Origin of the sequence: Rhodococcus sp. 14-2483-1-1 (assembly GCF_002259335.1) — a bacterium.
GTDB lineage: Bacteria > Actinomycetota > Actinomycetes > Mycobacteriales > Mycobacteriaceae > Rhodococcoides.
Map to the genome: position 1 here is coordinate 124,754 of NZ_NPFX01000005.1, position 21,580 is coordinate 146,333.

Annotated in this window: 22 protein-coding genes; 12 read left to right on the forward strand and 10 right to left on the reverse strand. The window is 63.9% G+C overall.

Going from position 1 to position 21,580, the window contains the following annotated elements; genetic code table 11:
- The 3 genes from mmsA to CH294_RS04110 all read left to right on the forward strand — a co-directional run bounded on the left by mmsA (position 1) and on the right by CH294_RS04110 (position 3,962).
- Positions 1-1,539 carry a multiple monosaccharide ABC transporter ATP-binding protein gene (gene mmsA / locus CH294_RS04100; RefSeq protein WP_037154396.1) on the forward strand — a complete coding sequence of 513 codons (1,539 nt, stop codon included), beginning with the start codon at positions 1-3 and terminating at the stop codon, positions 1,537-1,539.
- On the forward strand, positions 1,536-2,864 hold the full coding sequence (mmsB, locus tag CH294_RS04105; protein ID WP_032405721.1) for a multiple monosaccharide ABC transporter permease: 1,329 nt from the start codon (positions 1,536-1,538) through the stop codon (positions 2,862-2,864). The genes mmsA and mmsB overlap by 4 nt, the downstream gene beginning before the upstream one ends.
- A gap of 75 nt (positions 2,865-2,939) precedes the next feature.
- On the forward strand, positions 2,940-3,962 hold the full coding sequence (locus CH294_RS04110; RefSeq protein ID WP_094737074.1) for a LacI family DNA-binding transcriptional regulator: 1,023 nt from the start codon (positions 2,940-2,942) through the stop codon (positions 3,960-3,962).
- On the opposite strand, the gene CH294_RS04115 is transcribed toward CH294_RS04110, so the two are convergent.
- Both CH294_RS04115 and CH294_RS04120 read right to left on the reverse strand, forming a co-directional pair.
- Positions 3,956-4,609 (reverse strand): transcriptional regulator, encoded by a 654-nt coding sequence (locus tag CH294_RS04115; RefSeq protein WP_094737075.1) that lies wholly within the window; start codon positions 4,607-4,609, stop codon positions 3,956-3,958. The two genes, CH294_RS04110 and CH294_RS04115, sit on opposite strands and share 7 nt — an antisense overlap.
- Positions 4,606-5,001 carry a DNA-binding protein gene (locus CH294_RS04120; RefSeq protein ID WP_094737076.1) on the reverse strand — a complete coding sequence of 132 codons (396 nt, stop codon included), beginning with the start codon at positions 4,999-5,001 and terminating at the stop codon, positions 4,606-4,608. The genes CH294_RS04115 and CH294_RS04120 overlap by 4 nt, the downstream gene beginning before the upstream one ends.
- Before the next feature lie 73 nt (positions 5,002-5,074).
- Between CH294_RS04120 and CH294_RS04125 the strand changes: the two genes are divergently transcribed.
- Both CH294_RS04125 and CH294_RS04130 read left to right on the forward strand, forming a co-directional pair.
- A complete protein-coding gene (locus CH294_RS04125; protein WP_094737077.1) occupies positions 5,075-6,271 on the forward strand; it encodes a PEP/pyruvate-binding domain-containing protein in 1,197 nt (398 codons plus the stop codon).
- Positions 6,268-6,879 (forward strand): histidine phosphatase family protein, encoded by a 612-nt coding sequence (locus CH294_RS04130; RefSeq protein WP_094608492.1) that lies wholly within the window; start codon positions 6,268-6,270, stop codon positions 6,877-6,879. The genes CH294_RS04125 and CH294_RS04130 overlap by 4 nt, the downstream gene beginning before the upstream one ends.
- A gap of 55 nt (positions 6,880-6,934) precedes the next feature.
- On the opposite strand, the gene CH294_RS04135 is transcribed toward CH294_RS04130, so the two are convergent.
- Positions 6,935-8,506 carry a helix-turn-helix domain-containing protein gene (locus CH294_RS04135; RefSeq protein WP_094737078.1) on the reverse strand — a complete coding sequence of 524 codons (1,572 nt, stop codon included), beginning with the start codon at positions 8,504-8,506 and terminating at the stop codon, positions 6,935-6,937.
- 99 nt (positions 8,507-8,605) lie between these two features.
- Between CH294_RS04135 and pruA the strand changes: the two genes are divergently transcribed.
- From pruA to CH294_RS04150, 3 genes are all read left to right on the forward strand, one after another.
- Positions 8,606-10,255, forward strand: a complete 1,650-nt coding sequence (pruA, locus tag CH294_RS04140; protein WP_094737079.1) for an L-glutamate gamma-semialdehyde dehydrogenase — start codon at positions 8,606-8,608, stop codon at positions 10,253-10,255.
- Positions 10,252-11,196, forward strand: coding sequence for a proline dehydrogenase family protein (locus tag CH294_RS04145; RefSeq protein WP_094737080.1), 945 nt, complete (start codon positions 10,252-10,254; stop codon positions 11,194-11,196). The genes pruA and CH294_RS04145 overlap by 4 nt, the downstream gene beginning before the upstream one ends.
- A gap of 196 nt (positions 11,197-11,392) precedes the next feature.
- The gene (locus CH294_RS04150) at positions 11,393-11,581 is read left to right on the forward strand and encodes a hypothetical protein (protein ID WP_032405716.1); all 189 of its coding nucleotides are present in this window, start codon (positions 11,393-11,395) and stop codon (positions 11,579-11,581) included.
- A 170-nt stretch (positions 11,582-11,751) separates the two neighbouring features.
- Here the strand turns inward: CH294_RS04150 and CH294_RS04155 are convergent, their stop codons facing one another.
- Together CH294_RS04155 and CH294_RS04160 are read right to left on the reverse strand one after the other, a co-directional pair.
- The gene (locus tag CH294_RS04155; RefSeq protein ID WP_249305033.1) at positions 11,752-12,087 is read right to left on the reverse strand and encodes an STAS domain-containing protein; all 336 of its coding nucleotides are present in this window, start codon (positions 12,085-12,087) and stop codon (positions 11,752-11,754) included.
- A 279-nt stretch (positions 12,088-12,366) separates the two neighbouring features.
- On the reverse strand, positions 12,367-12,846 hold the full coding sequence (locus CH294_RS04160) for a MarR family winged helix-turn-helix transcriptional regulator (RefSeq protein ID WP_037154039.1): 480 nt from the start codon (positions 12,844-12,846) through the stop codon (positions 12,367-12,369).
- A 208-nt stretch (positions 12,847-13,054) separates the two neighbouring features.
- Between CH294_RS04160 and CH294_RS04165 the strand changes: the two genes are divergently transcribed.
- Together CH294_RS04165 and CH294_RS04170 are read left to right on the forward strand one after the other, a co-directional pair.
- Complete coding sequence (locus tag CH294_RS04165; protein WP_170944591.1) at positions 13,055-15,058, forward strand: MMPL family transporter; 2,004 nt, start codon at positions 13,055-13,057, stop codon at positions 15,056-15,058.
- On the forward strand, positions 15,058-15,687 hold the full coding sequence (locus tag CH294_RS04170; protein WP_052078006.1) for a lipocalin family protein: 630 nt from the start codon (positions 15,058-15,060) through the stop codon (positions 15,685-15,687). Before CH294_RS04165 ends, CH294_RS04170 begins: the two co-directional genes overlap by 1 nt.
- 69 nt (positions 15,688-15,756) lie before the next feature.
- Here CH294_RS04170 and CH294_RS04175 read toward each other — a convergent pair whose 3' ends face one another.
- Together CH294_RS04175 and CH294_RS04180 are read right to left on the reverse strand one after the other, a co-directional pair.
- Positions 15,757-16,374 (reverse strand): FKBP-type peptidyl-prolyl cis-trans isomerase, encoded by a 618-nt coding sequence (locus tag CH294_RS04175; RefSeq protein WP_094737081.1) that lies wholly within the window; start codon positions 16,372-16,374, stop codon positions 15,757-15,759.
- A 34-nt stretch (positions 16,375-16,408) separates the two neighbouring features.
- The gene (locus CH294_RS04180; RefSeq protein ID WP_037172590.1) at positions 16,409-17,263 is read right to left on the reverse strand and encodes an SDR family oxidoreductase; all 855 of its coding nucleotides are present in this window, start codon (positions 17,261-17,263) and stop codon (positions 16,409-16,411) included.
- A gap of 120 nt (positions 17,264-17,383) precedes the next feature.
- Between CH294_RS04180 and CH294_RS04185 the strand changes: the two genes are divergently transcribed.
- The gene (locus tag CH294_RS04185; protein ID WP_032405713.1) at positions 17,384-17,758 is read left to right on the forward strand and encodes a helix-turn-helix domain-containing protein; all 375 of its coding nucleotides are present in this window, start codon (positions 17,384-17,386) and stop codon (positions 17,756-17,758) included.
- On the opposite strand, the gene CH294_RS04190 is transcribed toward CH294_RS04185, so the two are convergent.
- Positions 17,759-18,109 carry a VOC family protein gene (locus tag CH294_RS04190; RefSeq protein WP_037172591.1) on the reverse strand — a complete coding sequence of 117 codons (351 nt, stop codon included), beginning with the start codon at positions 18,107-18,109 and terminating at the stop codon, positions 17,759-17,761.
- 72 nt (positions 18,110-18,181) lie between these two features.
- Here CH294_RS04190 and CH294_RS04195 point away from each other — a divergent pair, with 72 nt between their 5' ends.
- On the forward strand, positions 18,182-18,796 hold the full coding sequence (locus CH294_RS04195; RefSeq protein WP_249305035.1) for a DUF6764 family protein: 615 nt from the start codon (positions 18,182-18,184) through the stop codon (positions 18,794-18,796).
- A gap of 315 nt (positions 18,797-19,111) precedes the next feature.
- Here the strand turns inward: CH294_RS04195 and CH294_RS04200 are convergent, their stop codons facing one another.
- Together CH294_RS04200 and CH294_RS04205 are read right to left on the reverse strand one after the other, a co-directional pair.
- Positions 19,112-20,131: a hemolysin family protein gene (locus CH294_RS04200; RefSeq protein WP_094737082.1), complete on the reverse strand. Its 1,020-nt coding sequence runs from the start codon at positions 20,129-20,131 to the stop codon at positions 19,112-19,114.
- Positions 20,128-21,534: a hemolysin family protein gene (locus CH294_RS04205; protein WP_094737083.1), complete on the reverse strand. Its 1,407-nt coding sequence runs from the start codon at positions 21,532-21,534 to the stop codon at positions 20,128-20,130. Before CH294_RS04205 ends, CH294_RS04200 begins: the two co-directional genes overlap by 4 nt.
- Positions 21,535-21,580 lie beyond the last annotated feature (46 nt).

The following is a 21,580-nucleotide window of genomic DNA, read 5'->3' on the forward strand; positions in this document are numbered from 1 at the left end:
ATGACGAGCCCGATTTTGGAGATGCGCGGCATCACCAAGACCTTTCCCGGTGTCAAGGCGCTACAGGATGTCACTCTCTCGGTGAATCGCGGCGAAATCCACGCGATCTGCGGTGAGAACGGAGCAGGGAAGTCGACGCTCATGAAGGTGTTGTCGGGTGTGTACCCACACGACACGTTCGACGGCGACATCGTGTTCGACGGTCGGGCGTGCGAGTTCTCCGACATCCGAAGCAGCGAAGCCGAGGGCATCGTCATCATCCATCAGGAACTCGCACTGAGTCCGCATCTCTCGATCGCCGAGAACATCTTTCTCGGCAACGAGCGGTCGAAGCGCGGGTTCATCGACTGGAACCGAACCAATTCCGAGGCCGCAGCCCTACTGAAGAGGGTAGGGCTGCGGGAAAACCCCGTCAGCGTCGTGAGCGACCTCGGTGTGGGTAAGCAGCAGCTCGTCGAGATCGCCAAGGCATTGTCCAAGGACGTGACACTGCTGATTCTCGACGAACCCACTGCGGCACTGAACGATTCCGATTCGGCTCATCTCCTCGACCTTCTCCGTGGTCTCCGAGACGAGGGCATCACGTGCGTGATCATCTCGCACAAGCTCAACGAGATCGCGGCCGTTGCCGACCGAACCACGATCATCCGTGACGGCCGGACCATCAAGACGCTGGATATGCGAGACGCGGATGTCACCGAGGATCGCATCATCTCGCTCATGGTCGGCCGCGATCTCGAGCACCGGTTTCCCCCTCACGAATCGACTGTGGGAGAGGAAGTTCTGCGCATCGAGGACTGGACCGTGCACAGTCCGACCCAGCAGGGCCGGACCGTCGTCGACAAGGCGAACCTCACGCTGCGGCGAGGTGAGATCGTCGGTCTTGCCGGGTTGATGGGTGCCGGACGCACCGAGTTGGCCATGAGCGTATTCGGCCGAAGCTACGGTATCGACATCTCGGGTCGGCTGTACAAGTACGGCAAGGAAATACACGTCAAGTCGGTCAACGATGCCATCCGTCACGGCATCGCATACGCCACCGAGGACCGAAAACGATACGGCCTCAATCTGATCGACGACATCAAACGCAACATCTCCACCGCGGCGCTGGACAAACTGGTCACGGGAGGCTTCGTCGACGACAACCAGGAGTTCAAGGTCGCCGAGGGCTTCCGTAAGAGCATGAACATCAAGGCACCGAACGTCTCCGCCGTGGTCGGCAAACTCTCCGGTGGCAATCAGCAGAAGGTCGTGCTGAGCAAATGGATCTTCAGCGATCCGGATGTGCTCATTCTCGACGAACCGACGCGAGGAATCGACGTCGGCGCGAAGTTCGAGATCTATTCGATCATCAACGATCTCGCCGACGCCGGAAAGGCAGTGCTGGTGATCTCCTCCGAGCTCCCGGAGCTGCTCGGGCTGTGCGATCGGATCTACGCGCTGTCCGCAGGCCGCATCACCGGTGAGGTCACTCGCGAGGACGCGACCCAGGAATCGCTCATGCATCTCATGACCCGTGGAACAGGAGTACTTCGATGAATCAGTTGTCGACCGTGCGGGGGTTGCTCACGCGCAACCTTCGCCAGAGCGGAATCTTCATCGCATTCGCGCTGATCATCGTGCTCTTCACCGTGCTGACGGGTGGTCAGCTTCTGGTGCCGCAGAACATCAGCAACATGGTGGTGCAGAACTCGTACATTCTCATTCTGGCCATCGGCATGGTGGTGATCATCATCGCCGGCCATATCGACCTGTCCGTCGGATCGGTCGTTGCGGCCACCGGTGCCATTGCCGGTGTGCTCATGGTTCAACAGAACGTGCCGTGGCCACTGGCGGTGCTGATCACGTTGATCGTCGGCGGCCTGATCGGTGCCTGGCAAGGCTATTGGGTCGCATACTTCGGCATTCCAGCGTTCATCGTCACCCTCGCAGGCATGCTCGTCTTCCGCGCGGTCACTCTCATCGTTCTCGGCAACCAGGGCATCGGGCCGTTCCCCGGACCGGTGCGCACCCTGTCCAACGGCTTTCTGCCCGGTTTCATGGGCAATGTGGGACTCGGACCACTGGGCGGGGCAGACATCTTCACGTTGCTCGTCGCAATTCTGGCCGTTGCCGGAATCGTGTTCAGCCAGTGGCGTTCTCGAACGGGTCGGCAGAAGTACGGCCAGACCGTGGACGCGATGCCGCTGTTCCTGATCAAGATGACGTTCGCCGCCGCTCTCGTACTCGCCATCGCGGTGCAGTTGGCTCGCTTCAAGAACCTCCCGTACGTACTCATCCTCCTGGCGGTCCTGGTGATGGGGTACTCCACCCTCGCCGGCAAGACGGTGTTCGGTCGGCACGTCTACGCCATCGGCGGAAACATCCATGCCGCGTCGCTGTCCGGCATCAAGGTCAAGCCGGTGACCTTCTGGATCTTCGTCAACATGGGCGTGCTGTCGGCCCTGGCCGGAATCATCTTCGCCGGTCGCCTCAATCAGGCGGGCCCCACCGCAGGCAACGGCTTCGAGCTCGACGCCATCGCGGCGGCATTCATCGGCGGCGCAGCAGTGCAGGGCGGCGTGGGCCGCATCGTCGGCGCGCTCACCGGCGGGCTTATCATCGCCGTCATCAACAGCGGAATGTCGCTCATCGGTTCGCCCAGCGAGCGAGTTCAATTGGTCAAGGGCCTGGTTCTGCTGGCCGCTGTGGCGTTCGACATCTGGACCAAGCGTCGCGCAGCGAGCGGTAAGGGCAGTAAGGGCGACTTGGCCAAGTCACCCACCAGTTATCTGGGCGTGCCCGTGCCGGCCGAGATGTTCTCCCCCGGCCAACCGGGAGAGACCGCACCGCCGACGTCAGCGTCGATGACGAAGACGACGTGAGCGGTACGGTCTCGAGCGGTGCGAGACCGGACATGCTGTGATTGTCCTCGACGACGCAAGAGGAGCTGCAGAAAGATGACACCGACCCGCGGACCGGCCATGACCGATGTCGCCCGGCTCGCCGGGGTGTCCCATCAGACCGTCTCTCGCGTCATCAACGGTCACCCCAATGTGACCGAGGCAACGAGAACCAGGGTGCATCAAGCGATCTCGGAGCTCGGCTATCGCCCCAACCCTGCCGCCCGCGCTCTCGTCACCGGCCGTAGCAGCACCATCGGAATCGTCGGAACCGGTAACGCTCTCTACGGTCCGGTGTCGACGCTCTACAGCGTCGAATCCGCAGCGAGACAGGCAGGCTACTCCGTCGTGGTCGGCGTTCCCACGTCGTTCGACGAGTCGGCGATCATCACCTGCGTCCGCAGGTTGCAGAAGCAAGGCGTGGACGGCGTCGTCGTCATCGCACCACTGAGAACCGATGGCGGCGACATCGCCGAGCTGGCACGCGAACTGCCGCTGGTGGCCGTCGAAGGTTCTCCCGCAGGCGATCTGGCCGTCGTCTCGGTCGATCAGATCGCCGGAGCGCGGGCTGCCACCGCACATCTGCTCGGCCTCGGGCACAGTGCAGTGTGGCACGTTGCAGGACCGCTCGGGTGGTACGAGGCCACCGACCGCGTGACCGGATGGCGGCTGGCCCACGAGGATGCGGGCATCGAACCGCCTCCCACCCTGAGCGGCGACTGGACTGCGAGATCGGGGTTCTCCGCCGGAAGCGATCTGGCCAAAACCGCAAGCGTGACCGCAGTGTTCGCCGGCAACGACGCCATGGCCCTCGGGATACTTCGGGCGCTCGAGGTACAGGGCAAACGAGTACCGCAGGACGTCAGCATCATCGGATTCGACGACGTTCCCGACGCGGAATTCTTCTCCCCGCCGTTGACGACGATCCGCCAGGAATTCAGCGAGGTGGGCGTCCGAAGCGTCGAAATCCTGCTGAACCAGATCGATACCGGGAACCGAAGCACCCGACGCTCGAGCATCGAGCCGAGCCTGGTGATCAGGTCCAGCACCGGTCCCCCACATGCCCGTGCGAATCACTGACTGTCGTCGATACCTGATTCCGATCGGCGATCTATCCCGAGTGTCGCGATGAGGTCTTCGTGTAGCTCGAACCAGACCTTGTGGCAGGAGTCGACATCGGTGCGGTCGACCCAACCGTGTTCCCCGGCGCGCGCGAGTCTCCATGCAGCACCGAATCGACTGTCGTAGCCGGCGAATCGTGCGAGAGCCGAACTCAGTTGGTCGACAAGCGGACTCAGGGCATCGCCGATGGACGCCAACTCGTCGAGGATTCTCTGATCCCACACCCGGTCACTGTGGTCGTTGACGGTGAGTCTGTTCGTGTCCGTGGGCCGCAGTTGCCAATCGGTACATGCTCGCAACAGCCGTTCGTTCAGCGGCAGAAAGCTCCGATAGACACTCCGCACCACGTCGGTCCGGCCCGTCGCCTCGCGCTCCTCGCGAAGTTGGTGTTCGTTCACGGTCCTCCCCAATTCCGTGAGAGACCAACCACGCATGTCCGCGAACTCACCGCGTTGGATCCATCCGCACGCCTGCGCGTCGAGAAGGAGTTCTACCGCCTGCGCGGTGTCGACACCGAAACGATGTGCAATCACAGCGGTGTCGGCGAACCCGAGTATGCGAACAGAATGCAAGACCAGAAGATCGGGAGACGAAGTGGCAGTCATGAATCGGCAGCATCGCGTGCAGTGAGTCGAGTGTAGTGCTGCTGGCATGCTTGCTTCGAGTTGAATCCCATTGCTTCTGCGATGTGCGCCCACGTCAGACCGGCGCTGCGGGCAGCGAACAGCAGACCTGATTCGAGACCTTCGACTTCCGCACGGGCGGCGGGCAGAAGGGTGAGGGCGCTGATGACGGCGTCCGGAGCGAGCTCGGCCGAACGCCACAGAGCGAAGTGCGCGATGTCGACCGCAGTCGGCGGAGCAGGCACAGGACGCCAAGGGCGGGCGTCCAGATCGCCCGCACCGAGGCCCAGAAGATGCTGGGTTGCCTGCTGTTCGCGTTCGGCATCCAGGTGCGTTCGATTCGACGATGTCGCGACTTCACGCTTGCGTTCCATGGTCGAAGCCTGCAATATCGGGACAAAGCTGTCAACATTTTGTTGATGGCCAGTCGGTTGAAGGGTAGTCGGGATGCTCGTGAAACTCGGAGACGCAACGTTCTCCAGCTGCGGAGGGAAAGCCCATGCGCTGGGAATCCTTCTTCGGGCGAATTATCCTGTGCCGGATGGCGTTGTGGTTCCGTTCCATACGTACCGGGCAGCGGCAGGCGATCGCCCTGGAGTCGCGACATCGTTACGCAACGACATCGCTGACTGGCTCGAAGGATTCGGCGATGCTCCGCTGGCGGTGCGCTCATCGGCCGACAGCGAGGACGGTTCGGCAGCATCGGCTGCGGGCCAGCACGACAGCGTCCTGGGGGTTCAGGGCATCGACTCGATCATGAACGCGGTGCAGTCCTGCTGGACGTCTTTGCATTCCGAGCGTGCCGTCGGCTACCGCGAGAATCTATCCCGAATTCGGTCCGCCTCGCCCCAGCAGGGCGCAATGGCGGTCATCGTTCAGCAGCTCGTCGACGCCGACATCTCGGGGGTCATGTTCACCCCGTCGACACCGGGCGGAGACACCGAGATCGAAGCAGCGTGGGGACTCGGTCTTTCGGTAGTCGGCGGAACTGTCACCCCCGACCGGTACCGCATCGGTGATGACGGGAGCACCGCCTCGATCATCGCGGACAAGCGGACCCGAACGGATCGCCGCCAGAACACAGTGTTCACCAGCGACGTCATGCCTTCGGACCGCACCAGGTCGACACTCGACGACCGGGCCGCGGTACGGCTCGCCGAGCTCGGAGGAGAGATCGCTGCCAGTCTCGGCGGACCACAGGACATCGAATGGTCCATCGAAGAAGGTCATGTCTGGATTCTGCAAGCCAGGCCGATCACAGCTGCGCTACCTAGTCACCACACAATGCCCCATACCGCCACTGCCGATGGACGATTCGATTCCTCCACAATTCTCACCGGTACACCGGGTAGCGATGGGCATGCGACGGGAACCGCACGAATTGTCCGTGGCCCACACGATTTCGGCCGAGTACGTCGCGGCGACATCCTGGTGTGCCCGTACACCGATCCCGCCTGGACACCCCTGCTGCGAGCAGCGAAGGGTGTTGTGACCGAAACCGGGGGCGTACTGTCCCATGCCGCGATCGTCGCCCGCGAACTACGAATCCCAGCGGTCCTCGGAGTTGCGAACGCAACGGATCGATTGCGCAACAACAACATCGTCCGTATCGACGGACAGGAAGGAACGATCACCACCACATGACAACTCGATACGTGTACTTGGCTCGTCACGGAGACGCCGACGCCTTCGGAAGACTCACCGATGTCGGTCGCGAACAAGCCGGCCTCCTCGGTGAGCGCCTGGGACACATCCCGCTCGACGTCGTCTGGCATTCCCCACTGCCACGTGCAGTGGATACAGCACACGAGATCGTGCGCCGTCGACGGTCTCACACCCCCGTCATCGAATCCGACGAACTGATCGACAACGTCCCCTACGTGCCGGCACCGAACGAGACACCCCCGTCGTGGATTCCGTTCTTCGACGGCTGGGACGCCGACGACGCACTGAGCGGTGCCGACACAGCCGATCACATGATCAGGCGCTTCGCCACGACGCCCGATTCAGCCGAGCCCAGGAACGACACCCACGAGCTGCTCGTCACCCACGCGTACCCGATTGCATGGTTCATCCGACACGCCCTCGACGCACCACGCGTTCGGTGGCTCGGCATCGACAGCGCAAACACCGCACTGACCGTCATCGAATACCGGACAGGACTACCGCCGAGCGTCGTCATGTTCAACGATATGAGCCACCTGCCGCAACAATTGCAGTGGACCGGGTTCCCGACTTCCATCCGCCCCTGAGTCGAACTCGTTGTCCCCCAATGCGTTCCTACAGGCTCACTCCCTATCCTCTCGCTCACATACGGAGCTGTATTTCCACCAACAGACGCGCATCGGAATCGGTCAGATCGAGGTCCAGGATCTGCTCGACGCGGCGAATGCGGTAGCGCAGGGTATTCGGGTGGACGTGCAAGCGATCGGCCGCGGACCGAACGTCACCGAAGCACGTCAGGTACGTCTCCAGGCTCTCGCGCATCCGGGAGTCGTTGGATGCGTCGTATCGGTCGAGCTCGGCAATACGCGGGTCACGGAGTTGTTCGTGATTGCCGATCAATTCGAGAATTTCTCCCAGCAGCACCGAAGTTCTCGATTCCTCCAGCGTGGTGACGCGAACCTCGCCGGTGGTGCCGTCGAGCACCCGATCCACCTCGAATCGGGCGGCGGCCACGGCTTCGAGGTCGGCGATCGGGGACGCCACCGCCGCGCGCAATGCCAGCGAGGTTCGCCTCTCGATTCGGCCCACGGCATCGGCGGCCCACCCCGAAATCCCCGTGCCCGACGCCACCCCGGGAAACAGTGCGTAGATTCTCTCCCCGATGGTGGTGACCAGAGAATCACGTCGAAAGGCGCTGGCGTGCAACCTGATCGCCGGTGCCAGTGCGCCGATGTCGAATTCTCCGCACGACGCGAATCCTACGACTGCCGACGATCCGGTGGCGGGGATCGACAGCGCGGATGCCAGCGACGGGACGTCCACTCCGCCCCCTCTGGCCCCGAGCAGTCGTTGGATCTGCAGGGTCTCGTTGGTCGGGGCGTTCGCGATGCGAGTGATCAACCGTGCCGCGACAGCCGAAGCTCCCCGGAGCACACCGTCGGCCTCGTCGGCGAGCGGAATGGCACCCTCCTGCACCCAGATGGTTCCGAGAGTTGTCGGGCTACCGGATATTCGGCGTATCCCCACCGCGAGGCGCCGTCGAATTCCGAGTTCGTGATCGGTGGGTACGTCGATGACGTCGTCGGTGCGCCGAAGACGATCGAACACACCACGCTCGTGCAGCCCCCGCAGGTAGTCGGCCGGGCCTTCACGCCCGAGGATCGACAGCGTTCTCAATTCGTCGGCCGCGTCGTCCGATGCCGAGTACGCCAACACGTGTGAGCGCTCGTCCTCGATACTCACCATTCCCTTCGTCAGCGACGCCACCGTCTGTGCAAGTTCGTACAGATCGGTGTCGGCTCCGAAGGTCCCGTCGTCCGGACTGTGCGTCCGCACCTGGTCGAGAACTCCTCGCGTCATCGACAACAGCAGCTCCCAGCGCGTCTGTCGATGTACGGCAACCAAGGCGATACCGGTCTCGCGCGCACCATGGGTGAGTGCAGCCGAGTCGGCCACCTTGGTCAGCACCGCACGAGGTCTGTCGGCCGCGGCACGCAGAGCGAGATCATCGAACCACCGCACCACGTCGGCCTCGTTCACCCCCACCAGCAGCGTCACATCGGCGGACGCCCCCGGCGGCAGACGCAGGTCGTCGGCGTCGAGCAACGCAACGGACTCGACGGCCATGTCGATCCCTGCGGGCGCGACCACGAGTTCCACAACAGCGCTGTGCAGAGATGTCAGTAGCGATCGTAGAGAAACGGCGTTGGCCATACGGACAAGTAGACCATGGATTCTTTGGCCGATGAGCTGATTGAACGGCCTCCGAATCGGACTTCAATTGCCACCACACAGCGAAGACGAGGAGCAGCCATGGACGCCGTCACATCAGTTCCCACCCCCACCAACGAGCCGGTCAACACCTACGCGCCGGGGAGCGCCGAACGTGCCCGCCTACGGACCCGCCTGACCGAGCTCAGGACATCGCCCGTCGAGATTCACCAGGTCATCGGCGGTGTCCACCGCGTCGCCGACGGCGCTGTCGAAAATGTCGTGGAGCCCCACCGGCATGCGTCGATCATCGGCAGCTTCGCCGGTGCAGGCCACCAGGATGTTCGCGACGCCATCGATGCCGCGACTGCTGCGGCCCCGATGTGGCGCGATCTCCCGTTCGACGAGCGCGCCGCCGTCTTCCTACGGGCAGCGGATCTATTGTCCGGGCCCTGTCGCGAAAGGATCGCTGCTGCAACGATGCTCGGCCAGTCCAAGTCGGCCTATCAGGCCGAGATCGACGCACCGTGCGAGCTGATCGACTTCTGGCGATTCAACGTGACCTTCGCCCGGCAGATACTCGCCGAGCAACCGGTATCGGCACCGGGAGTGTGGAATCGCGTCGAATACCGTCCGCTCGAGGGCTTCGTCTATGCCATCACCCCGTTCAATTTCACCGCCATTGCCGGCAACCTGCCCACCGCGCCTGCGCTGATGGGCAATACCGTGCTGTGGAAGCCCTCCCCCACCCAGGCCGTGGCCGCATACCTGACTCTGCAGCTCCTCGAAGCGGCCGGTCTGCCACCGGGTGTGATCAACCTGGTCCTCGGCGACGGACCGATGGTGTCCGAAGTGGCCCTTGCCGATCCACGACTCGCGGGCATCCACTTCACCGGATCCACCGCGACGTTCCAGACGCTGTGGCGCGAGGTGGGAAACAACATCTCGAACTACCACTCGTACCCTCGGCTGGTCGGCGAGACCGGCGGCAAGGACTTCATCGTCGCGCACAGCTCCGCCGATCCTGAAGTGTTGACCACGGCCATGATTCGTGGTGCCTTCGACTTCCAGGGACAGAAGTGCTCGGCCGCGTCTCGGGCCTTCGTTCCGAAATCTGTGTGGGCTGCGATGGGCGAGACGTTCATCGAGCAGGTGTCGGCGCTGAAGTACGGCGACGTGACCGACCTGTCGAACTACGGCGGAGCCGTCATCGATCGAAAGGCGTTCGACCGCAACGCAGCTGCACTCGATCGAGCGAAATCCGTACCCAGCCTGACCATCGCCGCCGGCGGAACGTGCGACGATTCCGAGGGCTACTTCGTCTCCCCCACCGTTCTCCTCGGCGACGATCCGACCGACGAGGCCTTCACCACCGAGTACTTCGGCCCGATCCTGGCCGTGCACGTCTACGACGACAGCAAGCCCGACGCCTACGCCGACACACTGCGCGCCGTCGACACCGGATCCAAGTACGCGCTGACCGGTGCGGTCATCGCCACCGACCGCACTGCCGTCGAACAGGCCCATGCCGCACTACGATTCGCAGCCGGAAACTTCTACGTCAACGACAAGCCGACCGGCGCAGTGGTGGGCCAGCAACCGTTCGGCGGGGCCCGAGCCTCGGGAACGAACGACAAAGCCGGCTCACCGCAGAACCTGCTGCGCTGGACCTCGGCCCGCACCGTGAAGGAAACGTTCGTCCCGCCGACCACCCACGGCTACCCACATCAGGAAGGCGAGGGCACGCGATGACCACCCTGCTGAACAATCCCCTCCGACCGGCGCTGCTGGCGGCCGCTCGATCGCCCAAACTGCAGGCGACGGTGACGCGAATGCGTGCCACTCGCGCTCTCGTCGATCGCTTCGTGGCCGGGGAATCGGAGCCCGCGGCCGTCACCGCTGTCGACGCCCTGCTGGACTCGGGTCGGTTCGTGTCCGTGGACTATCTCGGTGAGGACACCACCGACCGAGATCGGGCGCGCGCCACGGTCGAGTCGTATCTGTCTCTGATAGAGCGCTTTTCGTCCCGGCGGAGCAACGCCAACGCACTGGAGGTCTCACTCAAACTCTCGGCTCTCGGTCAAGGAATCGATCGGACCCTGGCGCTGGAGAACGCCAGGACGATCTGCACGGCTGCCGCTGCGGCCGGGGTATGGGTGACGGTCGATGCCGAGGACCACACGACCACCGATTCGACACTGTCGATCGTGCGTGAACTCCGCGTCGACTTTCCCGATCTGGGCACGGTGCTCCAGGCGTACCTGAGGCGAACCGAAGCGGACTGCGCGGAATTGTCCGGACCGAGATCACGGATACGACTCTGCAAGGGGGCGTACAACGAACCGTCGTCGGTCGCGTTTCAGGGTGCACGGGAGGTGTCCGACTCCTACCTCCGGTGCCTGAAGATCCTGATGGACGGTCGCGGCTATCCAATGGTCGCCTCGCACGACCCGGAAATGATCGAGGCCGCCGAGACATTCGCGTCGGACGCGGGCAGGTCGTCCGAGGACTTCGAGTTCCAGATGCTCTACGGCATCCGCGATCAGGAGCAGCGGCGGCTCGTCGACGCCGATCGACACGTTCGGGTGTACGTGCCGTACGGAGAGCAGTGGTACGGCTACTTCATGCGCAGACTGGCCGAGCGCCCCGCCAACCTGATGTTCTTCGCGCGATCGTTGATCTCGCGCAAGTAGAGGGTTCGCCGAAGTACTCGATTCTCGCAAACGCGCGCGCGGTTGCCAGACGCGCGCAGAATCTCATCGTTTTCGAGGCGATTTCGCGCGCCTTCGACGAACGCGCGCGCGTTTGCGGACTCCAGCAGCCGACCGCCGCTTCCCCTCGGCGTGCCGACGTGGATTAGGTTGCGCGACATCGGGGCATCCCGAACTCATGGCAAACTACAGAGTTATCGATCCGCACGGAACCGTCGTCGACACCAAGGACATCTCCAGTTCCGAGGATGCGCATGCCTGGTTCAAGGACAGCCGCGCAGACAACGAAGAGTTGGGCTGGCGACTGGAAGTGGAGCACGACGGCGAGTGGGCGTTCTTCAGCGACTCCGAAGGAACCAAAGACTAGTTCGTTTGGGCTGAAACACATTCGGACGATCCTGCGCCTCGGCCACGCCGTCGGTCAGGGTCGTCCGTTCTGTGAATCGAGGTTGTGTGATCGAGGGCAGAACCAACAGTGGGCAGCCCCTGTACAGGAGCTGCCCACCTCTTGTCGCGGCGATTACCGCCGGAGTACTTCTAGTCGCTCGAAGGACGAGACGTCGGGACAGTGGCCTCGAGGTCTGCGACCTGAAGCAAACGCGAGACCGAACGTCCTGCGACGACCGACCATGATGCACCGATGCCGGCCGTGTACTCGCGGACTGCATCGAAAACTGTGAGACCTGCGATGCCGAAGAAATCGACATCGGACAGGTCGAGGGTGACGTGCCGTTTGCTGGACACGCGACTGCAGACGAAATCGGAGAACATCGGCGCGCTGCGCATGTCGATGTCGCCGTGGACGGCGACGACAAGTGAGCCGTCGGGGCCGTCGTGCGCGGTGAAGATTGCTCCGGTTGCTGCGACGGACACGGACTTCTCCGCGACAGTCACCGGGGTGGTTCGAACTTTGTTGCCTGAAGATTCAACACTCATGGCAGATCCCATCGATCGGTCGAACTGAGGGGGAAACCGATTGACGCAGCGGGAGCAGAATAATGCCTGACCCGGACGCCGACTTCGCTGCGTTTCCCCGTGACCGGCTGTTAGCTCAACCTCGGCCAACCTTACGGCACTCGCAGGCTCGGAGTCCAGCATCGGCTCGAGCAGGCCGCCCACCAGCGGTTCGAACATCGCACCCGGGCATGCGCCCTACGCTCGACTGCTGTTACCCAGGTCGGCGTGGTGTTCACGCATGGCACCGATGAGCGATTCGAACACCCGATGCGCGGCGGCCAGATCGGCATCGGGAAGGTCTGCCAGTGCGGCGCTGGTTCGCATGCCAAGGGGTCCGAAGAAGCCGCGAGCGACCTCCATCCCGTGCTCGTCGTACCGCAGAATCACTTTGCGTCTGTCGGATGCATCCGATTCGCGTCGTATGTGACCCGAAGCGATCATGCGCTCGACGAGATAGGTCATGGCCGCAGAAGAGAGCCCCAACATCGTGCCGAGTTCACCTGCAGTGAGCGGTGCGCCCTCCACGTCCGCGACCATCACATGCAGCAGGGCACGAAAGTCGTTGGGCCGCAGGCTGTGTAGGGCTCCGAAAACTTGACCGATCTGCTCCGAGACCGAAGAAAGCGCTCGGAGATCCGCAGATATTGCGGATTCGAGGTGGTTTCGGTCGGTCATGTCGGTGGTAACTCCTTCGCTGCGGTCACCGTCAGAGTACTGCCCGCAACAGATTCAGTTGCTTAATATCTAAGTAAATGAGATTGTTTTGAGCGTGGACAGCACACGAACCGAGAACAACGCCGCGTGGGATCGCATCGCCGCGGCGGTGACGCACCGTCGATCATGGGCAATTGCGCTCGCGATCCTCATTCTTTCGGCCGCCGTGATGGGGCTCGTCGGAAGCAACGATTCGGCCGGTCAGTCACCCAATTCGCTGCCGACCTCTGCCGAGTCCTACCAGGTGGACCAGCTTCTGGCCGAGTTTCCGGACTCCGACACCGCCCCTGTGATCCTGGTTCTGAGCCGGACCGACGGCACAGACCTGACCCCGGCCGATATCGAGGCCGCCGCCGCTGCACAGAACAGGTTGCTGGCCGTCGACCGTTCGGTGCCCGACGCGCCGGGACCTCCTCCGATCGTGGCACCCGACGGCAAGGCCGCGATCGCTCTCGTCCAGGTCGATTCCGCGCTGTCGGGCTTCACACTGAACGAACTGATCACCGAGCTGCGGTACGCCGCGACCGACGGCCTCGCACCGGACCTGCGCGCTCAGGTCACCGGCGGCCCCGCTTTCGGTGCCGACATTGCGAACTCGTTCTCCGGAGCCAACTTCACCTTGCTCGCCGTCACCGCGCTCGTGGTGGCAGTCCTTCTGATCGTCACGTACCGGTCGCCCATCCTGTGGTTGGTGCCGCTGCTGGTCATCGGTTTCGCAGACCGGTTCGCCACTACCGTCGGCACTGCCCTGGCCGAGGTCACAGGCCTCTCGTTCGACGGTTCGACCTCGGGAATCACCAGCGTGCTGGTGTTCGGTGCCGGAACGAACTATGCGCTGCTGCTGATCTCTCGCTACCGCGAGGAACTGCGTCGCGAGTCCGACCACCGCCTCGCCCTTCGTCAGGCCGTCCGGCAGGCCGGGCCCGCCATCATCGCCAGCAATGCCACCGTCGTGCTGGCACTGCTGACTTTGCTCCTCGCAATCCTGCCGAGCACCCGCAGCCTGGGAGCGCTGGCCGCAGCCGGACTCGTCGTGGCAGCCGTGTTCGTCCTGTTCGTGCTGCCGCCACTGCTGGCGCTGTGCGGCCCGAAGCTGTTCTGGCCCTTCGTCCCCAAGGAATCTGATCGAGACACCACCACCGAGGGCGTGTGGCATTCGATCGCAGCAGGTGTCTCGCGACGGCCGGTGGCAACGGCCTCGGTCACCATCGTCGCGCTACTGGCGTGCTGTGCGGCACTGTTCGGCACTCAGATCGGCCTCTCGCAGACCGAGCAGTTCCGTGTCACCGCCGAATCCGTCGAAGGATTCGACACTCTCTCGCAACACTTTCCGGCCGGCTCGGCCGATCCGACGACGATTCTGGCGCCCACCTCGAGCATCGATGAGGTCATCGGCATCGTGGAGGGCACAGACGGGATCGTCTCGGTCGATCGCGTCGCAGATTCCGGTACCGGACTGACCCGCCTGTCGGTGGTCACCGATGCGGCTCCCGCGTCCGAAAATTCCTTCACCGTGATCGAAAACCTCCGCTCCGCACTCTCCGGAGTGGACGGCGCGCAGGTCGGTGGCAGCGACGCCAAGGCACTCGACACCACCGACGCCGCAGCTCGTGACCGTCTCGTGGTCATCCCCGCGATCCTCGCGGTGGTGCTCGCCGTACTTCTGATACTTCTACGAGCGGTTGTCGCACCGCTGATCCTGGTCGCGACAACGGTATTGAGTGCAGTGGCCGCCATCGGTATCGGTAGCTGGGTGAGCCTGCACATCTTCGGATTCCCCGCGCTCGACGACAACACCCCGCTGTTCGCGTTCCTGTTCCTCGTTGCCCTGGGAGTGGACTACACGATCTTCCTCGTCACGCGTACCCGCGAGGAAACGCCGCGGCACGGTACAAGGGCTGCCATCGTACGGGCGGTGTCGGCCACCGGTGGTGTCATCACCAGCGCGGGAATCGTTCTGGCAGCGGTGTTCTGCGTACTCGGCGTCCTGCCGCTCATCACACTCACCCAACTGGGCATCATCGTCGGTCTCGGCATTCTGCTCGATACCTTCGTGGTGCGCACCGTCGTCATCCCCGCCCTGTTCACCCTCATCGGCCCGAAGATCTGGTGGCCGAACAGAATCGATTCCAGCGAGACCGCAAACACAACCGCAACACAAGGAGCGAATTGATGAATATCCGTACCGCACTGGGCCGCACCGCAATTGCCGGAGTATTGGCCGCAGGTGCCCTGCTCGCCGCGGCCCCGGCGCAGGCGCAACCGGTCGGCCCTCTTGGATCGGTCGGCCTCGAGCCACTGGCCCCGATCCCGTCACTCGATGTCGAGCGCTACCTGGGCACCTGGAACCAGGTTGCCGCGGTGCCGCAGCCGTTCAACCTGATCTGCGCCCGCGACACCCAGGCGAACTACCAGATGATCGACGAATCCAACATTCGCGTCGAGAACACCTGCACCACCTGGACGGGTCAGGAAAACCGCATCGTCGGCAACGCGCGGGTCAACGACACGGTCACCAAAGCCCAACTGCACGTGAGCTTCCCGGGAGTGCCCACGCAGGAAAGCCAGGAGGGGCCGACCAACTACATCGTGGCCTACATCGCCGACGACTACTCGTGGGCGTTCGTGGGAAGCCCCACCCGCACGTCCGGATTCGTGCTCAAGCGCACGCCCGACGTCAGCGTCGATCAGTTCCGCGAGATCCGCAGCGTCGTCGAATCGCTGGGGTACGACTCGAACTTCATCACCACCACGCCCACCCCGGGCGGCGCAACCACGATTCAGCAGCTCTCGACCGTGTAGTGCGGCGGAGCCGCAGTGGCGTGGCTATGTGCCGCGGAGGGCGCACAACCACGCCACTGCCGGAGGCACTCAGCTCGCCGACAGGATCGCGATCGCGAAGATCAAGCTGTCTCCCGGCTCGATTCCGGCCGCCGGCTGGCCGCTCGGGTAACCGTCGGCCGACGTCACTGCCACGGCGACCGTCGAGCCGACGGTCTGCCCGGCGATTGCCTTCTGGAAGCCCGCCACCACACCGTTCAGCGGGAAATCGATCGGTTGGCCGCTCGCGAAGCTGCTGTCGAAGATCTCCCCGTCGCGTCCGTTGACACCCGTGTAGCAGACCGACACCGAGGCGTCGTCCGCGATGACCGGACCGTCACCGACCGTCAGGGTCTTCACCTGTGTCTCGGCGACGCTGAACGGGACCTCGACCGTGACCGCCGGTGCCGCGGTGTCGGTGGATCCGACGACGGCGATGTTGCCGGTATCCCCGGCCAGTGTCCACTCGGGGGTTGCGGCCGAGTCGGGGGCTGCCGTGGGGCATGTGCCGGCCGATGCTGCCTCGGCCGAGGCGGACGCAGAGGCGGACGTCGTCGTCGCGGGGGACGAGCTGTCCGTATCCGAACTGCACGCACCCGTCAGGAGAACGAGCGATGCGGAGGCGGCCAGGAACAAGGTGCGGGTCTTCGTCTGATTCACCGCGCCCACGCTACAAGTAGCGGCGCAGTCCCCGGCACACCCGTCACATCGCGGCGCGGAGCACCTCGGCCACCGGAGTGGATGCTCGACCGATCAGGGCCTGCATGTCACCGGAGTCGGTATCGAGTTCGCCTCGCGAGATGCCGGCGTCGGCACTGGCGAGCATGGTCGCCACAAAATCGGGCAGACCGGCACCCTCGAGAATTGCGGCGTACTCGGACTCCGGCACATCCTTGTAGACCACCGGCTTGCCGGAAACATCACCGATGACAGCGGCCAGATCGGCGTAGGTCAGATGCTCGTCGCCGCCGAGCTCGTAGATCTTGCCGCCCTGATCGTCCATGGTCAGCACCGCGGCAGCCGCGTCGGCATAGTCCGCGCGCGATGCTGCCGCGATCTTGCCGTTCCCCGCTGCGCCGAGCAGAACCCCACCCTCGACGGTCTGGGCGAGCGAGCCGAGGTAGTTCTCCCAGTACCAACCGTTGCGCAGGAAGACCGCGGGGATCGCCGACGCGGTGAGTCGCTCCTCGGTCGCCTTGTGTTCGGGGGCCAGGCTCACTCCTGACGTGTCGGCGGCGAGCAAGCTGGTGTACGCGATCAGGCTCACCCCGGCCGCCTCTGCAGCGTCGATCACGTTGTTGTGCTGCGCAATTCGCTGTCCGACCTCGGATCCCGAAATCAGCAGCACCTTGTCCACGCCTGCGAATGCAGATGTCAGAGCGGCAGTGTCGCTGTAGTCGGCAACCCGAATCACGACGCCGCGTTCGGCCAGCTGCGCGGCCTTGTCTGCGTTACGGACGACGGCAACGATATCGCCGGGAGCGACGCCGCGTGTGATGAGTGCGTCGACGACGAGTCCGCCGAGGTTGCCCGTTGCTCCGGTTACTGCTGTGGTCATGCCGACTCCTGCGTGTCTCGGGGTTGAGGTTTCAAGTTCCACCTCATCATGCACTTACTTTTCGTGCAGTGCAACTGCGATGGTAATCACTGATGTTTCAGCATGCGCTAGCATTGCCATATGCCCGATGCCGCCGAATCCCTCGAAGCGTCCGTCTTCGCGCGGGACTGCGCGTCGCGACAGACCCTGCAGAACGCCACGAGCAGGTGGGGAGTCCTGGCCCTGGCGGCACTCACCGAAGGCGACTATCGCTTCAACGCGTTGCGCCGACGCGTCGACGGCGTCAGTGAACGCATGCTGTCGCAGACCCTGCAGACGCTGGAGCGTGACGGACTCGTGGTAAGGACGGTGCAGGGGACCATCCCACCCAAGGTGGAGTACAGCCTCACCCCGCTGGGGCGCGACGTCGGCACCCGCTTGAGCGACCTCATCGAACTCATCGAGGGCAACATGCCGCTCGTCCTCGAATCACGTACCCAGCACGACGCTCGCTGATCAGCTGGGCGGAGTCACCAGGCACCACTCGTTGCCCTCGGGGTCGAGGAGCACCTGAAAGGATCCGGCTGCGTCGGAGTGCCGGTCGCCGAGCACTGTCGCGCCCAGCGCTACCGCCTCCTCGACGGCCCTGTCGATGCTGGGTACGTCGACGTCGAGATGAAGCCGGTTCTTGCCGGACTTTCCCTCGGGAACTCGCTGAAACGCCAGCCGAGTGAACCCTGGGACATCGACGAAATGCCACGAGTCGTCGCGCATGGCAGGCCGACCACCGAGTATGTCGGCCCAGAACTGCGCCAGCAACGCCGGCTCCGTGCAGTCGAAAACGACCTCGTCGATGCGTCCGATCATGAGGCAATCGTAGGTAGAGACCGCGCTGCACGTCGCGTTATCTCGGCGTTACCCTACCGAGACGTTTTCGAGATGTCGACGAACCCGCACCGCGCTCGGGTGGGTCGAGACTCGACGTCAGGGAGTCGGGTCCCCAGCAACACCGGCCCAGCGACCATCACGCTCGGCGCACCGGTGCCGACGCATCGATCTCGGGAGGCATTCACCATGTTCCACACCAAGAGAATTCTCGGCGGAGCGGCAGCATTCGGATTCGCCTGTACCTTCGCAGCCCTGGTGCCCGGCACGGCATCGGCAGCACCGGTCGCCTGCACCACAGCGCCAGGAGGTGCCGACATCGCTGCGCTCGTCGGAGGATCACAGTGCGACAGCTCCGCAGACGGTGCCAGTGCCGCCGCAGGATTCGGCCTCGAGGGCTGGGGCTCGGCGGAGGCAATGAACAATGCGGCGGCTCTGGCGCTCGGTCTGAACGGCGGAACTGCCGTCAGCAACGGCAGTTTCGGCGGCGCGCCTGCGGCGATCGCCTTCGGCCCCGGGGCGGTCGCGCAGAACACCGCCGCCGGTCTCGGACTCTCCATCGCAGTGGCCGCACCGGGCTCGACCATCACGCTCACCCCCGAGGGCGCAGTGTGCAACGGTGCCGGAATCGCGGGCAGCTTCACCACGCTTCAGGGCTGCATCGGCTGACACGTTCCGAGCAACGCACGCGAGTAGGCGATATGGATGCCACCGAAGGCCGGGTCATCTACAGTCTCAATGACCTACAAGTCTCGGTATGCGAGTCGGCAACGACCCGCTGAACAAGGAGTTCGACGGCAATGATGTCCTACCTGCTCTACGACGTGCTGCTCCCCCAACTCGGCCACGACGTCGCGTCGTACTGGGCACACCTGCTGGTCGTCGCCCCGGTCTGATTCGCTTCGGATACGACGTATAGACAAGTCATCCCCGATCGGCCGTGTAGGCCGGTCGGGGATGACTCGTTCGAATGCCGGAATCGAATCAGACGGGTTCGGGCAGAAGCCGCGTCAGCACATCGGACAGCGTCACCACGCCGATCGTCCGCGCGGTGTCACCCACCCCGACCGAAGCATCCACCACCAGCGCCAGATGGTGCCGGGTCTCGCGCATCGACGCGAGCGCCACGTACACCGGAGTGGTGGACTCCAGGGTGTACGCAGGTCGCGTGATCTCGGAAAGATTCGCAGGTTCGGTCAACGTGTCCCGCACGTGTACAACACCTTTCACCACGTCCTCGTCGCTGACGAGGATGCGCAGATGTCCACTGATCCGGGACGCCTCCCGCACGTCGTCGATCGAGGCCGACGACGACACCGAGGTCGGCGTGCCGCTCCCGGCAACCAGATCGCCGACGGTGAGATCCTGCAGTTCCAACGCTCCCGAAATTTGAGCCTGGTAGCTGGCGTCGAGTGCACCGACGTTCACCGAGTGCTCGACGAGCTGGCGGAGATCGTCTGCGTTCTGCCCGGACCCCACCTGGTCGGCCGGCTCCACGCCGACCTTGCGCAGGCACCAGTTGGCCATGTTGTTCAAAATCGTGAGCACGGGCCGAGTGACGAACATGAATCCACGCATGGGAAGCGCGAGCATCGTGGCCGACTTCTCCGGATGCGCGATCGCCCACGACTTGGGGGCCATCTCGCCGACAACCAAGTGCAGGAACGTGACGACGATCAGCGCGAGGACGAATCCCAGCACGTCGGCGAACCAATACGGCAGGCCGATGCCCTCGAACAGCGGTGTGAGCCAGTAGTGCACCGCCGGTTTGGTCGTCGCACCGAGGGCGAGGGTGCACACAGTGATACCGAGCTGCGAGCCGGCGAGCAGCACCGTCAGCTCCGAGGAACTGCGCAGCGCGGCCCGAGCGGATCGCGAGTTCGGTGCAGCATCTTCGAGGCGATGCCGCTTGGCCGCGAGTAGAGCGAACTCGACCGCGACGAAGAAGGCGCTCGCAGCGATGAGACCGATGGTGACGGCCAGAAAGACCCAGAGGTTGCTCATCGGTGTGCTCCTGCAATGTCGGACTCGGCCGAATTCTCGTCGTGCTCGGTTGCCCGCTCGTCGATGGTGAGGGTCAGTAGTGACGGCACGTGACTGTCGATCTCCTGCACCTCGATCGTGACGAAACGAATCGGCGTCTCGTCGTCGTTGGCCAGATCCGCGTTGTCCGGCGGGAGATCCACCTCTATGCGGGTACCGACGTCGGGCAGCGAACCATGGTGCGCGATGGCGAATCCGGCGATCGTTTCGTAGTCACCGTCGGGCAGATCCACCCCGATCGCGCGTTCTACCTCGTCGACGTGCACCTCCCCCGCCATCGTCCAGCTGCCGTCGTCGGCGCTGACCGGGCTCGGGTCGAGTACGCCGTCGTCGTGCTCGTCGGTGATTTCACCGACGAGTTCCTCGGCCAGGTCCTCGATGGTGATGACGCCGGTGAGGCCGCCGTATTCGTCGATGACACAAGCCAATTGGTTCCGAGTTGCCCGCAGCTCGCGCATCGCGTCAGGCAGGCTCTGCAGTTCGGGCAGAATCAGTGCGTCGCGGGTGAGTCCGGAGATCGGCGTCGAATCGGGCTCGACGGAGCCCAGCACGTCGTGCAGGTGCACGACGCCGACGATTCCGTCGTCCTCGTCGAGCACCGGATACCGGGAATGCTCCTGTCCCATCAGCGCTTTCACCTCACCGAGGGTGTCGGTGTCGCGCACGGTTGCAGCTCGTGAACGCGGAATCATGGCATGTTCGACGGTGCGCGTCGGGAAGTCGAGTATGCGATCGAGAAGAGTCGACAACTCCTCGGGCAGGTCGCCGGTTTCACGGGAATCCGAGACGATGTGTTCGAGGTCGCGCGGATTCGCCGAATGCTCCACGTCGTGCACGGGTTCGATCTTCAGCGCCTTGAGCAGCAAATTCGACGACTGATCGAAGATGGTGATCAACCAGCCGAAGAGCTTGAGGTAGATGGTCGTCGAGAGCGAGAGCCAGCGGGCCACCGGCTCCGGGCGGGCGATGGCGAAGTTCTTCGGGAACAGTTCGCCGAAGAGCATCTGCACGAACGTCGCGAAGGTGATCGCCAGAACGGCACCCAGTCCGACACCGACTGCCGTCGGAACACCGACGCCGCCCAGTATCGCGCCGAACGACTGACCGATCAGCGGTTCGGCGACGTAGCCGACCAGCAGGCCGGTGACCGTGATGCCCAGCTGCGCGCCCGAGAGCATGAACGACGTGCGCTTGGTGACGGTCAACGTACGAGCCGCGACGGCGTCACCGGCCTCGGCACGCGCCTTGAGCCGGGACCGGTCGACGGTCATGTACGCGAATTCCTGAGCTACGAAGTAGCCGGTTGCGACGGTGATGAGAAAAACGACGAGCAGGCCGAGCAGAAGAGTGAGCAGAACGCTCATTCGCCGGACACCGCCTCGCACGTAGTAGCTGTGGTGCGGGGAGCCG